17 protein-coding genes are annotated in these 14,456 nt (G+C 55.3%); 6 read left to right on the top strand and 11 right to left on the bottom strand.

What is annotated here, in order from left to right; all coding sequences use genetic code 11:
• The first annotated feature begins 130 nt into the window (after positions 1-130).
• Positions 131-835: an SIMPL domain-containing protein gene (locus tag HPY30_11850; GenBank protein QYZ66612.1), complete on the top strand. Its 705-nt coding sequence runs from the start codon at positions 131-133 to the stop codon at positions 833-835.
• A 56-nt stretch (positions 836-891) separates the two neighbouring features.
• On the opposite strand, the gene pyk is transcribed toward HPY30_11850, so the two are convergent.
• From pyk to HPY30_11865, 3 genes are all read right to left on the bottom strand, one after another.
• On the bottom strand, positions 892-2,334 hold the full coding sequence (pyk, locus tag HPY30_11855; GenBank protein ID QYZ66613.1) for a pyruvate kinase: 1,443 nt from the start codon (positions 2,332-2,334) through the stop codon (positions 892-894).
• 211 nt (positions 2,335-2,545) lie between these two features.
• Entirely contained in the window at positions 2,546-3,208 is a 663-nt protein-coding gene (locus tag HPY30_11860) for a hypothetical protein (protein ID QYZ66614.1), read from the bottom strand.
• Positions 3,209-3,265: 57 nt separating this feature from the next.
• Positions 3,266-3,508, bottom strand: a complete 243-nt coding sequence (locus tag HPY30_11865; protein QYZ66615.1) for a zinc ribbon domain-containing protein — start codon at positions 3,506-3,508, stop codon at positions 3,266-3,268.
• A 108-nt stretch (positions 3,509-3,616) separates the two neighbouring features.
• On the opposite strand from HPY30_11865, the gene HPY30_11870 reads away from it, so the two are divergent.
• Positions 3,617-4,171: a TrmH family RNA methyltransferase gene (locus HPY30_11870; GenBank protein ID QYZ66616.1), complete on the top strand. Its 555-nt coding sequence runs from the start codon at positions 3,617-3,619 to the stop codon at positions 4,169-4,171.
• A 21-nt stretch (positions 4,172-4,192) separates the two neighbouring features.
• Complete coding sequence (locus tag HPY30_11875) at positions 4,193-4,819, top strand: Rieske 2Fe-2S domain-containing protein (protein QYZ66617.1); 627 nt, start codon at positions 4,193-4,195, stop codon at positions 4,817-4,819.
• Between the two features lie 284 nt (positions 4,820-5,103).
• Here the strand turns inward: HPY30_11875 and HPY30_11880 are convergent, their stop codons facing one another.
• The 7 genes from HPY30_11880 to HPY30_11910 all read right to left on the bottom strand — a co-directional run bounded on the left by HPY30_11880 (position 5,104) and on the right by HPY30_11910 (position 9,551).
• Positions 5,104-5,703 carry an alpha-ribazole phosphatase family protein gene (locus HPY30_11880; protein QYZ66618.1) on the bottom strand — a complete coding sequence of 200 codons (600 nt, stop codon included), beginning with the start codon at positions 5,701-5,703 and terminating at the stop codon, positions 5,104-5,106.
• A complete protein-coding gene (gene ampE / locus HPY30_11885; protein QYZ66619.1) occupies positions 5,700-6,587 on the bottom strand; it encodes a regulatory signaling modulator protein AmpE in 888 nt (295 codons plus the stop codon). Before ampE ends, HPY30_11880 begins: the two co-directional genes overlap by 4 nt.
• A gap of 117 nt (positions 6,588-6,704) precedes the next feature.
• Positions 6,705-7,280: a 1,6-anhydro-N-acetylmuramyl-L-alanine amidase AmpD gene (ampD, locus tag HPY30_11890; protein QYZ68024.1), complete on the bottom strand. Its 576-nt coding sequence runs from the start codon at positions 7,278-7,280 to the stop codon at positions 6,705-6,707.
• Entirely contained in the window at positions 7,277-7,687 is a 411-nt protein-coding gene (locus HPY30_11895; protein QYZ66620.1) for a CBS domain-containing protein, read from the bottom strand. The genes ampD and HPY30_11895 overlap by 4 nt, the downstream gene beginning before the upstream one ends.
• A complete protein-coding gene (locus HPY30_11900; protein QYZ66621.1) occupies positions 7,684-8,034 on the bottom strand; it encodes a P-II family nitrogen regulator in 351 nt (116 codons plus the stop codon). Before HPY30_11900 ends, HPY30_11895 begins: the two co-directional genes overlap by 4 nt.
• Before the next feature lie 21 nt (positions 8,035-8,055).
• A complete protein-coding gene (locus HPY30_11905) occupies positions 8,056-8,817 on the bottom strand; it encodes a DUF1538 domain-containing protein (GenBank protein QYZ68025.1) in 762 nt (253 codons plus the stop codon).
• Between the two features lie 2 nt (positions 8,818-8,819).
• A complete protein-coding gene (locus HPY30_11910) occupies positions 8,820-9,551 on the bottom strand; it encodes a DUF1538 domain-containing protein (protein ID QYZ66622.1) in 732 nt (243 codons plus the stop codon).
• A gap of 389 nt (positions 9,552-9,940) precedes the next feature.
• Between HPY30_11910 and HPY30_11915 the strand changes: the two genes are divergently transcribed.
• From HPY30_11915 to HPY30_11925, 3 genes are all read left to right on the top strand, one after another.
• On the top strand, positions 9,941-12,232 hold the full coding sequence (locus HPY30_11915; GenBank protein ID QYZ66623.1) for a DUF1631 domain-containing protein: 2,292 nt from the start codon (positions 9,941-9,943) through the stop codon (positions 12,230-12,232).
• 158 nt (positions 12,233-12,390) lie between these two features.
• Positions 12,391-12,735 carry an FKBP-type peptidyl-prolyl cis-trans isomerase gene (locus HPY30_11920; protein QYZ66624.1) on the top strand — a complete coding sequence of 115 codons (345 nt, stop codon included), beginning with the start codon at positions 12,391-12,393 and terminating at the stop codon, positions 12,733-12,735.
• A gap of 1 nt (position 12,736) precedes the next feature.
• Positions 12,737-13,573: a carboxylating nicotinate-nucleotide diphosphorylase gene (locus HPY30_11925; GenBank protein ID QYZ66625.1), complete on the top strand. Its 837-nt coding sequence runs from the start codon at positions 12,737-12,739 to the stop codon at positions 13,571-13,573.
• A 131-nt stretch (positions 13,574-13,704) separates the two neighbouring features.
• On the opposite strand, the gene HPY30_11930 is transcribed toward HPY30_11925, so the two are convergent.
• Positions 13,705-14,451 carry a phosphoesterase gene (locus tag HPY30_11930; GenBank protein QYZ68026.1) on the bottom strand — a complete coding sequence of 249 codons (747 nt, stop codon included), beginning with the start codon at positions 14,449-14,451 and terminating at the stop codon, positions 13,705-13,707.
• Positions 14,452-14,456: the final 5 nt, after the last annotated feature.

Genomic DNA, 14,456 nt, shown 5'->3' on the forward strand with positions numbered 1-14,456 from the left:
GCACCAAAATTAGGTGGCAATCGTGGTGCGCAGTTTGCACCCATGCCAACCATCTCCACGAACTCTGAAACTTGAGTGACTATAACTTTTCAAAGGTTAAAATGCAGAAGCTGAAAACAAGGAGCAAGTCATGAGGAATTTGAACATCCAACAATTGATAACCGGCATTCTGCTGGTGATATCGATCTCCCCGGCTTGGGCAGAGGATAAGGACCCTACCTACGATCGGGTCACCCTCTCGGTGAGTGCAGAGACGAAGGTGGGCAATGATACGCTGGTGGCGGTGCTCTACTCCCAGAAGGAGGGGGCAAATACCACGAAGCTCGCGCGCGAGGTGAATCAGAACCTCGGCTGGGCCTTGGATATGGCAAAGCAGACTGCTGATATCAAGGTCCAGACCCTGGACTACCGAACTGACCCGATCTATCGCAAACAGGTCCTTCAGGGCTGGCGAGTGAAGCAGTCGCTGCGGCTGGAGAGCCTGAACAGCGCAGCACTCAGTGACCTGATCGGAGAGTTGCAGAAGCGGCTGGCGGTGGAGTCGATCAGCTACCAGGTATCGCCGGAGAAGCGTAAGTCATCTCATGATGAACTGATTCAGCAGGCGCTGGCCGATTTCCGCGCTCGGGCCGAAATGGTTGCCAAAGCCTGGGAGCGCCCAGGCTACCGGCTGGTGCAGATCAATATCAACACCTCGGATCACTCCCCAAGACCCAAGATGATGCGTATGACTGCGATGGAGATGTCCGCGGACGCCATGCCTGCGCCCGCGATCGAGGCGGGTAGTCAGACAGTGCGCGTGAGCGTCAGCGGCGTGGTGGAGCTGACGCCCTGAACGGCCTGCCGGAATGCCCGATCCGCTACGCTTGATCGGGCCAACTCCAACGGAGATTACCCCAAAGTGAGAACCCGGATTGAGTCGGTGCCGCCTTTCTTCTGACCTGATCCGGCGGTGGCGATGATAAGGTCGCCAGCCCCCACATAGCCCAGCTCACGAGCGCGTTCCAGACCGTAGTCGAGTTTTGCCTGATCGTTGATTTCTCCCTCGAAACAGATGGGGAAGACGCCCCAATTGAGAGAGAGGCGGCGGGCAACGATACGGGAGCTGGTGATTGCCAGAATCGGGCAGTCAGGGCGGCGTCGGGAGACCATGCGCGATGTGAAACCTGTTTCGGTGAGGCTGAAGATGGCGCGGGCATTCAGCTCTTGCGCCATGGTGGCGGAGGCAAGGCTGACCGCCTCCGTGACGATGTTTGAACGGTTGCCCGCCACCCGCTGCAGATATCCGTACTCTTTCAGGTAGGACTCGGCGCGCAGGGCGATCTCCGCCATTGTGCGCACTGCCAGCACCGGATATTTTCCGGCAGCGGTCTCGCCGGAGAGCATGATTGCAGAGGTGCCGTCCAGGATGGCGTTGGCGACATCGGAGGCCTCGGCGCGGGTCGGTTTGGGGTTGCGCTGCATCGATGCGAGCATCTCGGTGGCTGTGATCACAGGTTTGCCCTGGCCGACAGTCATGTGGATGATCTTCTTCTGGGTGCCGGGCACGTCCGCCAGTGGCAGCTCCACACCCAAGTCGCCGCGGGCCACCATTACGCCGTCAGCGGCCGCGACGATGCCTTCCAGATTATTGAGACCGGCACGATTCTCGATCTTGGCGATGATAGGGATCTTGACGCCATGCTCTGCCAATACCTCCCGCAGCAGGGTGACGTCTTCCTCATGTTGTACAAAAGAGGCGGCGATATAGTCGACCTCATTCTCGGCGGCGAAGGTCATCTCCCGGATCACGTCGTCCCGATTCTCGGGACTGACGGCGCGTAGGGAGAGTTCGGTCTCCGGCAGATTGACGCTCTTCGTATCGCCCAGTCGCCCTCCGAGTACCACCCGGCAGTGGATCTCGTCTTCGTCGATCTGCTCCGCAGTGAGTTCGATGTTGCCATCGTCGAGCAGGATTGGCGTACCCGCACCGATCTCCTGGGACAGTTTTTTATAGGTGATCGAAACCCCTTCCTGGTTGCCGAGTCGGTCATCTGTGAAGAGTGTGAAACGATCCCCTACCGTCAGATCGACCCAGCCCTCTTCAATACGGCCAGTGCGGATCTCGATACCCCGGGTATCGATCATCGTGGCCACATTGATGCACAGCTTCTCAGCGGTCAGACGGATGCGTTTCAGTCGTTCCCTGTGCTCATTGTAACTGCCGTGGGAGAGATTAAGACGGGCGACGCTCATGCCTGCCTGCATCATTGCTTCGAGGGTTTCGAGAGAGTCACAGGCAGGGCCTATGGTTGCAATGATCTTGGTTTTACGCAGGGGATTCTGGATTTCCATAATGGTGGTGGACCGGTTGAGTGCTGTCTTGTCACCGGTTGATGTGATCCATCTTGGGGTGCACCCTAAGACCGGTCGGGACGAATAGATACAGCAGTAAGTGGAGAATTGAAACGACCCATTATCCTCTGCCTCAATGCCGAGTGCCAGCTTTAGATTCAATCCTCAATCAGAGGGTAGGAGCGGCGCCCCGCCGCGATAGAGTGCTCAGTTATTTGTTGAGAGTTTTCAGCAACTCATCCACCGTGATCGTCTGAGAGTCAACGGCACCGGTCTGATTTGGCTGCTCTACCGGAAAGGTGCGGTGGCCACTGATCATGCCGGAGATATCCGATCCGCTGCTGTTCGCATCGTGATTGAAGACTGCAAGTATGTGCAGCGGCACAAAGGTGGCGACGAAGAGATAGCTGATATGGTGCAGATCGTGAAGGCTGATGTTGGCAAAGAAGACTATCTCCTTCTGCAGCATCAGCCCGCTGGCGACAGAGAGGGTCAGGAACATGAACAACAGCAGATAGAGTGGACCCCAGAGTGGATTGTGGGCAAACCACTTCGGTAACGGAGCGCGCCCCAGTGTGAGATAAAAGCGGAGGACCTCTGCGGCCTGCCTCAACCGATGTGCATTGGGTTCACAGTCTGTGATGTGATCGGTGCCGCGACCGAAGAAGAGCAGGTAGAACCTGAGCAGCAGGGCGGGGATCAGCAGGGCGCTGCAGAGAAAATGCAGATCCTGGGCACCCGCCTCCAGTGCCGGAGCGGCGCTGCTCAGCCAGCCACTGAAAAGTAGACCCGTGACAGCAAGGGTAATTGCCCAGTGGGAGAGTCTCAGCCAGCGGCTCCAGACCAGTACTCGGGTAACCTGGGATGTTTCCACTAGTGCTCTACCAAGGTGCTAATTGCTGAACCCGTAATTATCATATTGACAGAGCACTTAAAGCCCACAGCTGCCGCCCGGGCAACAACCGCCGGAATTGCAGGGTGGCTCACTGCCGCTGTTGCTGATGATGGCACCGCCGGTGATCAGTCTTTTGACCGTTGCATTGGCTGGTGTGTCGCCGGTTTCGATGCCTGCCTTGCTGCAGAGTTCTCCCCATGTTGCGATACCCTCACTCATTTTATGGGTGACTTCGATGGTGCGGTTGTTCGCTGAACAGAAATAATCATAAGCGGGCATAGGTTTGCTCCTGAATGGCGGTTCTATTGTTACAAAATTTCTATCTGTTTTCAGTTGAATGTTCCCAGTATCATCAAGTGCTCTATCCATCGAATCTTCAGCCAAATCATGTTACGCCAGAGAAAATCCAAACGGGAACGGAGAGAGTCGCGGGATCTCGCGCTGCTCCGTTACAAGAAACAGCGCAATCGAAACCTGTTGGCCAAACCCGGTGTACACGATTTCATCATTGTGATAGATGGCATGAAAGCGGGTTTCAATGTGGCGAAGATCTTTCGCAGCGCGGAGGCCTTTGGTGCGCATGAGGTACACCTGGTCGATATCGGTCCTTTTGATCCGTCGCCCGCCAAAGGCTCGTTCAAAAAAGTACCCGCCCGCTTTTTTGAGAAATTTGAAGCGTCCTACAATGACCTGACAGAACGCGGATACCGGATTTTGACTCTGGATGCCGTCTGTGGGGAATCATTGGTCGATACTGCCCTGCCGGAAAAATGCGCCTTCGTATTGGGACATGAGGAGTGGGGACACAGTTTCGAGGTCTCCGACTACCCGGATATCGGTTGCCTGTCGATTCCGCAATTCGGGCAGGTGGAGAGCCTCAATGTGGCGGTGGCCGCCTCAGTGGTGATGTTCGAATACGTGCGTCAGCACGGAGCAAAATGAATTATTTGGAGTAGTGAGTTTATGAGTAATGCAATGAACTATCTGTTGGCCGCCCGCCCCGAGGCGATGACGGCCTATTTCACTTTCCTGAAAAAGTCAGGTGATCATCTGGATACAAAAACCCGGGATCTCATTTCTGTAATCACCAAGGTTGCGGTACAGACAGAGGGTGGTTTTCGGCAATATCTGACCCGTGCCTTACGCAACGGCGCAACGCCCAATGAGGTGATCGATGCGCTATTGATGGCGTTTCCTGTGCTGGGGCTGGCTAAGATCGTTTGGGCCACCGATATTCTATTGGAGATGGATATTCCCGATTTTCGTCCGGAGGCGTTGTTGGCCGAGGCCGACTGGCACGATATTGCGGGTCTCGATGAGATAAAGCTGGAGGATACGACCTGGTTGGAAGTGGAGGGACGTCACCTGTTTATCTACCGGAATGAAGCGGATATACGGGTCTATGACAGTCGCTGTCCGCACCAGGTTACCGATATTCCACACCTTTCGCTTGAGGGTACCAAGCTGTCTTGTCCAAAACACCAGTGGGCCTTCGATGTGGTGAGTGGAGAGTGTGTCGAAAAGGGCAAACATCCCCTGCGCCGTTTTGAGCACAGAGTGGAAGCGGGTCGTCTTTTGGCTTTCTGGTAAGCTGAGGCTGATGGCTTCAGGTGTCGTCCGGCGACTCGGATAACTCTTCAAGGCCGAGAGATAGAATGATGCCGCAAATAATGGCTAACAGTATCCAGGTCATGGCTGACTCCCTCCGAGGAGTTTTTATTATATGCTTTTATTTCCGAATAACGAAATTTATTCCTAGAGCATAAGAGATATATTAAATACTAAATCATAGCCATGAGATAGATCAATTTGTCAGCAATTTTAAGGTGAATGGGTGCCGATAACAGCCTGCTGGGGCGGTGTTGAGTTGCGGGTCAGATTGTTTCCCGGCCCAGAAACATCACGCTCGCCGGGCGCTCGCCGTCGAGTTGAATGCGTGATATTGAGGCGCTGGCGATGGAGAGTCGGTACATGGTTTCGATCGGTGAAGAGATCGTGTTTGCCAGGGCGGCACGAATTACACCGGCGTGGGTGACGATCAACAGGTGTTTGCCGGCATGGGTTTCGATGGCTTCATCGAGTGCGGCGACAACCCTTTGGCTGAAAGCCTCCAGCGGTTCGGCCCCGGCAGGCCGGTTTCCCAGTGGATCCCGATAGAAACGGGCGAGAATCTGTGGGTCTGACGCCCGTAGCTCAGCGCCGCTCTTTCCTTCCCAGTTGCCGAATCCCACCTCTTTCAGGCGGTCGTCCTGTTGCAGGGGAATCTCCAGTTTTTGACTCAATGCCTCGGCAAACGCCAGACAGCGGCTGAGTGGGGAGCTGATGATCTGCTGCCAGGGAGTCTCGCCAGAGGCTGCGCGCCACATCTCCTGCCAACCCTTGTCGCTCAGTGGGTCGTCGATCTGCCCCCGGTAGCGGCGTCCACCCATGGGTTCACCGTGCCTGAGCAGGTCGATGGTCGTCTGTCCGTTCATAACCAGTCGGCAAAGGTGAAGAGTCCCAGCATGACACCCCAGACCACCAATGATCGCCAGACAAGGCTCATGGCGGCTTCCACCAGATAGAGGTGGTGTGTTGTATCGTCTCTATTGCGGTCCAAAACACTGGCCAGACGCAGGGCGCCGCTGCCGGTACAGATCAGGATGCCGCTGGCGCTGTCGCTAAATTCGTCAAAGCGCGTCTCATTGTAGCTGCGCCAGCCGTTCATGGCGTCTTCAAAGCTGCCGGCGATAGCATAGGAGAAAGCGGTGATACGGGCGGGTATCCAATCGAGTATCGACACTAGCTGTCGGCTGATGAGGTGGAAGTCGATATCCTCTCCGGCAGTGCGGGTGAGAGGGAGCCGGGAGGCGAGGCGATAGAGCAGTGCACCAATGGGGCCAAGCACCAAAAACCAGAAGATGACGGCGAATATGCGGTTGTTGGCCTGGATGAGGATGCTCTCAGCGACCGCCTGAGAGTAGGCGGGATCATGCGGGGGCGGCTCATCGTTGAGCAGGTCGCGTGCAACGCCCCTGGCATGCTGCTCGTCGCCTTCGTCTCTGGCCTTGATGAAATGGCTGATCTGCTGGTCCAGGTCGTTGGGTCCCAGGCTGTAGAGCAGTACGGCGCAGGCAAAGAGTGCGCCAAGCAAACCCGCCAGAATGTCATCAAAAAGCTGTTGCAGCAGAGCGACCGCAAGTAGTGGTGGCAGCAGCAGGCTGATGACACCCCCAAAGCCATTGCGCATCCAGACAGGTAACTCCTGACGATGGTACCAGTCGCTGTAGTCGTTGAACCAAACCGGTTGGCGCAAGGCCTGTTTGTGCAACAGAAAACGTTCTGCGATCAGGCAGATAAGTATGATGATCAGACTCATGGCGCAAGTGTCGGGGATGGCAGGGAAAGTTGCAAGTGGGGTGCAGGTATTTTGGTGATTGATGGGTTAGGACAAAATTCCGTAGGCTTGATCTAGCGCAGTGGTTCAGGCAATTTACTATGCTTGATTCGGTCTGCGTTCAAGCAGCATACGGCGATATCTCTCCCAGTCGAATGCCGGGCCGGGGTCGGTCTTGCGGCCCGGTGATATATCGGCATGGCCGGTGATTCTATCCGGCGTGATAGCTGGATAACGGGCCATGATCTCCCGGGTGACCGCTGCCAGGGTGGCATATTGAGCGCCGGAATAGGCTTGCTCATCCGTGCCTTCGAGTTCGATGCCGATGGAGTAGTCGTTGCATCTTTCCCGTCCAGAATAACAGGACTCCCCGGCGTGCCAGGCGCGGCAGTCCAGGGGGACATATTGAATCGACTCGCCATCTCGCCGGATCAGAAGATGGCTGGAGACTCTAAGTGCGGCAATCTCGGCAAAATAGGGGTGCTGTTCGCTCCTGAGCCGATTGAGAAACAGGTCGTCGATCCAGGGGCCGCCAAACTCGCCGGGCGGCAGGCTGATGTTGTGGATCACCAGCAGGTCGATCTCACACCCGGGGGGACGTTCGTCCTGATTGGGTGAGGGTCGCTGTTTCGCGCTGGAGAGCAAGCCGTCCGGCCGCTCCCTAAACACGTTTATTTCTCCAGTTCTGCTTCGACCAGCCCCTTGAGTACCATGTCGGTATGGCTGACGATGCCGACGACCTTGCCGTTCGATACCACCGGTGCACGGGAGAGGTCGAAGCGGGAAAACATGCGGGCGCAGTAGCGGATATCCATGTCTGGAGAGACTGTGAGTACCGGTTTGGTCATGATCTCGTAGATATTGACCCGTTCCGGCGCCCGATCCTTCGCCAGCACCTGGCGGGCGATGTCGGAGAGCAGCACCATGCCGTACTCGTCATCTTCATTGCGTTTTTTTACAATCAGACACTTGGTGTCTACATGGGACATGGTATCCAGAGCCTTGGCGACGGTGTCCATGCCGTCGACCAGGTCAAAGCTGGCCTTCATTACGTCCATTACACGAGTGATCTGGGTTGTCATAACTCTTCCTCCACTACTTGGCTCAAACTCTGAATCTGATGACTGACCCCAACAGCGTCTTCGATGTCGATCTGGAAGGCGATGCCGGTGCCGGGACGTTCGTCGAAATCCCCTGCCTTGGCGATGGTTTCAAGAATGGTGCGGCTCAGGTGTTCCTCCACCAGCAGCAGCACCACATCGCGCTGGGTCTCAAGGGTTAGTCCGAAGAAGGTCTTCGCCTGCTCCACACCCTCACCTCGGGCCTGGTTGATGACGGTGGAACCGGTAGCGCCGGCTTTGCGGGCTGCGTCCAGTACAACATTTGTATGGCTGTCCTCCACCAGTGTAATGATGAGTTTAAAACGCATGATCTCTATCTCTGTTGAAAGTTATCGTTTATTTCTATTGCGCCACTCGCCCAACTGGGCATACCCCATCACTGCGATGATGGGGAACAGACTGGCAAAGGCAATCAGGCCAAAACCGTCGAGCAGCGGGTTGCGCCCCGGTATGTTGTTCGACAGTCCAAGCCCCAAGGCTGCCACCAACGGCACCGTGACTGTGGAAGTGGTGACGCCGCCAGAGTCGTAGGCCAGGGCGATGATGGTTTTCGGAGCGAAAAAGGTCTGCGCAATGACCACCAGATAGCCGGTGATGATATACCAGTGCAACGGCGTGCCGCTGACGATTCGGTAGCTGCCCAAGGCGATGCCGAAGGCAACACCGATGGCGACGGCTATGCGTAAACCCCATTCGCTGATGGCACCGCCAGAAACCTGATTCGCCTTGATAGCGACGGCGATCAGCGAGGGCTCCGCGATGGTGGTGGAGAAGCCGATGGCGGCGGCAAACAGGTAGACCCAGAAATAGTGGTGCCATTGTACAAAATTGTGTTCCCCGGTAATGCCGAGAAAATCGGGGTCGGTCAGCTGGCTGGCCATGAGTTCCCCGAGGGGAAACAGCGCCAGATCAAGGCCTTCCAGGAAAAATGCCAGTCCGATCAGCACGAAGATGAAACCCGTGATGACCTGTCGCGGATTATGCAGCGGCCGCCGCAGCACCAGGAACTGAAACCCGAACAGGATGCTGGCGATGGGCAGAACATCCAATACAGTTTGGGCGAGTACCCCCAGCAGATTGCTCAGCACCATTATCACAATAGTATTCCGTAACCCATCACGAAAATCATTGGGGTGAGAGAGGCAAAGGCGATCAGGCCAAAACCGTCCGTCATCGGATTGCGCCCCTTGATACTGGATGCGAGACCAATGCCAAGCGCGGTCACCAGAGGGACAGTGATGGTGGAGGTGGTGACACCTCCGGAGTCATAGGCGATGCCGATGATCTCACGGGGTGCGAAGGCGGTCATAATCACCACGCCGAGATAGCCGCCCATGATCAGGTACTGCACCGGCCAGCCCTTGATGATACGCAGGACGCCGATGACGATTGCGAGACCGACAGAGAAGGCCACAGTAAACCGCAAGCCGCTGGCGTAATCTTCCATGGATTCGATATTATTCGCTATCATGCCGCCAACTGCTGCAACTTCCGAGGCTTCCTCCGCGATCTTGATTAAAGCGGGTTCGGCAATCGTGGTGCCGAAACCGAGGGAAAAAGCGAAAGCCAGAAGCCAGGTGACGCTGCCTTTTTTGGCGAAATCCCAAGCCATCGCCTCTCCCAGAGGGAACAGGCCGATTTTCAGTCCGTGGATGAACATGCTCAGACCGATAACCACCAGCAGAGTACCGAAGAGCAGGCTGCCCAGATTGGGGATGGGCTGTTGCAGTACCAGCGTCTGAAAAAAAGCAATGACTGCGATAATGGGGAGTAGGTCACGGCTACTGTCCAGCAGAGAGGTGGCGAGATGCCGGATCAATCGCATAAATCGGGAACCCAGAAATTAATTAGCCAAACCATACCTCAGGAAGAGTGCTTTGTTAAGAAATTACCGCTCTACAAGCCGGATTCCCCAGCCGGATCGGGATTTTTGATCATGAAATGAGCGCGGCTCGTTAAGCTATCGTCAGGAATGCCGCTATAATTACTGAACCAAATTGAATGCTATGGGATAAAGTGCTAATTTCCCAGCATCTTGCATGGTGGAGCGGAGACACTTCTTCAGTAGAATGACCGGAATAGGTGGTTTTGTGAAGACATTCGCAGTCATAACAAGGTTGTTGACATAGTCTCCCAATGTGACTTGAAAGTAAATGGAATCGGCGGGTTGAGATAACTCGCCAAACGGCTGAGGCCATTATCACAGTTATCAAAATGCAGCGGCAAGACAACATTATCTCTTTCGGTGATTCTGCAACGCGCAAGCGGCAGATCTCTCTTGACGCGAAGGGTCGCAAGATCGTCGACGCTTGTCGTAAACACGTCGTCAGAACACTTCCCCAATTGATGGGCGGATTGTTCGAAAAGCTCGATGACGCAATGTACGAGCTGGCCGACAAATCCGGCAATGATTCCGTGCAGACGACCTATTTCGACGCGATGCGTGAGTTGCGTAAGGAACGGGCCCGAATCGACCGGGTGTTCAGCCGGGAAGTGTTGCAGAAGTTCGACCGTTTCTGGGAGACGGGTGAGGCTCCAGTCAATCAACGGACCTTTGCCGAACTGAGTCGCGACTCCGAGATGTCCCTGCTGGGCGAGGATGAGTTGGAAGACTCTCTGGCCATCACCAACATGATCTCCAAAAGCGAGAACCGCTACTCTCGAGAGCTGTATGCTCTGGGGCAGCGTTTTATTCAGCTGACCGGTGATACGGATGAGGTGAGCGAGCAGCACAATCCGCTTGCACCGGGCGTGATCTGCAATGCCTTCCAGGAGGCAATGCGAAGTGTCGAAGTTGATCTGCCCGTCAAGCTGGTCATCTACAAGCTGTTCGACAAACAGGTCATGCACTACATCGGTGGGCTCTACGACGAGCTTAATCTGGTGCTGGGCAAGGCCGGTGTCATACCCAAACTGACTCCGCAGGTACGGCGCAACCCGGTCTCTCCGGCGGTTAGCCGCGCTCGTCGTGAAGCACAAGCCGACGGAAGGGTTGACGAGGTTGCGGATGAACGGAGTGATCTGCAAACCGAGGTTTTCGAGACGTTGCAGCAGCTTTTGAACCTGCGAAGGGGTGTAGCTCCTGCTGGAGGGCCTGCCGTACCGGGGCGGATGCCGATAGGTGCCGGCGGGGCGCCTATCTCGGTGCCTCTGGTGGAGACGGTCGAGCTGCTAAGTGCGCTCTCTTCTCTGCAGCAATCCAATACAGTGATGGTACCCCTCAATAACGAGGGAGAAGGCAACCTGCGTGCGCGTCTGGCAAGTGATCTGCGCATGTTGGAAGAGGGTAGAACCCATCGGGCGCTGGGAGAGGCAGACAACGATACGATCGACGTCATCTCCATGCTCTTTGAGTTCATTCTGGACGACCACAGTTTGCCGGATGCCATGAAGGCCCTGCTGAGCCGCCTGCAGATTCCCATGCTCAAGGTCGCCATCATCGACAAGACCTTCTTCAGCAAAAAGGTGCACCCTGCCAGACGGCTGCTGAACAACCTGGCACAGGCAGCGATTGGCTGGAATGATGACGGTGACCGCTCGTCCGGCGGTCTGTTTGGCATGATCGAAAGCATCGTTAAGCGTGTATTGACGGATTTCGACGACGATCCTGCTATCTTCACGGTATTGAATGACGAGTTCAATGAATGGTGGGAACGGGAGCAGCGCGGCGCGGATGTGGCGGAACAGCGCACCAATCAGGTAACCCGTGGCAAGGAGCAGTTACGTGCAGCCAAGGCCGCCGTTACAGATGAATTGAACAAACGGCTGCAGTTCCAGAAACAGCTGCCAGATGCGGTAATATCACTATTGCGCGATGGTTGGAAAGACGTACTGCTGCTCAACTATCTGCGGCAGGGGCCTGAGAGTGAAGAGTGGAAGGAGTCCCTGGAGATAGTCGATAAGCTGCTTTGGAGTGTTGCGCCGAAAAAAGAGTATGCGGAGCGACAGGAGTTGCTGCGTAATATTCCTGAACTCCTGCGGAACCTGCGGGAGAGACTGAACGCGATCTCTTTTGATCAGCACAAAATGGCGCGGCTTTTTAAAGAGCTGCAGAATTGCCATATTGCCTGTCTGCGGGGTAAAAAACTCTCTGCCGGAGTCGATACGGTTGCGGATCTGCATATCAGTTTCCCCGACAGTCAGTTGATCAATCAATCTTCCCTATTGGTGGATGATCTCGAACCTGAGACTGTTGCTGTGGCGATCCACGATAAGTTCACCGAACAGGCTGAGTCGCTGGAGATTGGAGCCTGGCTCGCACTGTTTGACGGTGAAGAGAAGAAGCGGGTCAAGTTGTCCTGGAAGAGCGATGTCACCGATGTCTTTGTCTTCGTCAACCGTAAAGGGGTCAAGGCTCTTGAACTGACAGTGGATGGCCTTGCCATGCATCTGCGTGACGGCAGCGCCGAGGTGCTGGACGTTACGAACGCCCCGATTATGGATCGGGCGCTCGGGGCCATGTTGGATGCACTGAAACATACCGGGACGGCTGCCGGATCGGCCTGACGAAACCTGGAACAACCCCCCCGATTGATTGCCGGGTTTTCGCATTAAGTGGATTTAGCCGATAGCCCTCCTGTCGTTGACACTTTCCCTCGCTGCAATTAAGTTCGTTCACTGCACGGCTATTTCCCCGATACATCCACTCTAAAGAGATTTAATTCATGAGCGAAAAAATTACCGATTCCGGCTTGAAGTATGACGATCTGGTTGAAGGCGACGGAGAAGTGGCTGCCGCAGGCCAGACTGTCTCAGTGCACTATACCGGCTGGCTCACCGATGGCAGCAAATTTGATTCCTCAGTGGATCGTAACGAACCCTTCAGTTTTTCTCTCGGCAGAGGGATGGTCATCCGGGGTTGGGATGAGGGTGTCGCCGGGATGAAGGTGGGCGGCAAGCGCAAACTGACCATTCCGGCGCAGCTTGGATATGGCGCTGCCGGTGCGGGTGGTGTGATTCCGCCGAATGCCACCCTGGTCTTCGACGTGGAACTGCTCTCTGTGAACTGACGTGATATTTCCCGCGCCGAAGTTGATAACCCGCCAGGTGCGGGATGCCCTCGACGAAGATATCGGTTCAGGAGACCTCACCGCCGGTCTGCTCAATGTGGATGCTGTCAGCCGCGTCGAGGTGGTCTGCCGGCAGTCCGCCGTGATCTGTGGAACAGGTTGGTTCGATGAGGTTTTCCGCCAGCTCGATCCGGAGATTGTCATCGAATGGCGTGTTGCAGATGGTGACCGGGTGGAGCTGGATCAACAGCTCTGTACCCTGATGGGGAACAGCCGTGCCCTACTCAGTGGGGAGCGCACCGCGCTGAACTATCTGCAAACCCTTTCCGGAACAGCGACCCGGGCGCGTATCTATGCCGATCGGGTGGCGGGAACCGGCGTGCGAATTCTTGATACCCGCAAGACCCTGCCTGGTCTGCGGCTACAACAGAAGTATGCTGTAACCTGCGGTGGCTGTGATAACCACCGCATCGGCCTCTACGACGCGATACTGATCAAAGAGAATCACATTCACGCCGCTGGTTCCATCGCTGCGGCGTTAGACGCTGCTCAGGATTTGGCCCCTGGCGGCGTGGGTATTGAAATTGAAGTGGAGTCGCTGGATGAACTGCGCGAGGCGCTGGAAGCCGGTGCTGAGCGGGTGCTGCTGGATAACTTTTCTCTGGATGGGCTGCGCGAAGCGGTTACCCTTGTTTCAGGCAAAGTACGGCTGGAGGCCTCGGGTGGCGTCAATCTGGAGACGGTTCGGGGGATTGCCGAGACCGGGGTGGATGATATCTCCGTGGGTGATCTGACCAAGGATGTTACGGCAGTGGATCTGTCGATGCTTTTTTTCTGATCTGCAACATTGAGTGGGCCGTTGAACTTCTGTCCCTCTCATCAAACAGAACGTAGGGTGCGCCGTGCACACCAAGCGTAAGCGGTTACAACCATCATGGTGCGTACATCAAGGCTAAAATAGTGCATGGTCTAGACATTGATGCTCAGTTGCCTATTGAACTCCGGATTCCTTTCTTCAGGATAACCACGCGGGTTGCATATTATCCGGCAGTTGCCTATCGAGTAATCCGAGCTGTTGTGAAGGTGTCCGTGAATCCAGTAGCTTGGTTGACGTTGCTCAATCAGGCCTTCCATGTTTGAGACATAGGCCGCATTTGAAACATCATTCATGGCTGTTCCAGGCAATGATCTAGGGCTTGGCCCATGATGTGTTACGACTATATTCAATTCCCCCGCTCTCTGCGCCAACTCCTTATCCAGCCAGCGGAGCGATTGCCGATGAATCGAGGTAACATCAATCGAACGCAGCTTTGAGAATTTGGGAGAGAGGCGAATCTTTTTAAAGTCGGTCATGATTTGCTGGCACTCGTACCCGCTCAGGCGCGCATCACCAAACAGCTCAAAATCCGTCCAGAGCGTACAGCCAAGAAAGTTCACACCGTTCATCGTGAAAACACTATTTTCCAGAATGCGCACGTTTGTGTTGGCGGATCTTTCCTCCATATCGTGAATCAGCTTGGGATAGGCCTTGCCATAATACTCATGATTGCCGAGGACATAGATAACCGGTACATCCCGGATATTCTCCTGTGCCCACGAAAGCCCCTTGTTCTTGACATGAATGTCACCAGCAAGAATCACCGCATCGACATCACACAGGGCGATGTCAAACGCCTCGAATTCAATATGCAGATCACTCAGTACCAACAGTTTCATTTCAA

The sequence above is a fragment of the Gammaproteobacteria bacterium (ex Lamellibrachia satsuma) genome (assembly GCA_019623805.1).
Lineage (GTDB): Bacteria > Pseudomonadota > Gammaproteobacteria > Chromatiales > Chromatiaceae > QGON01.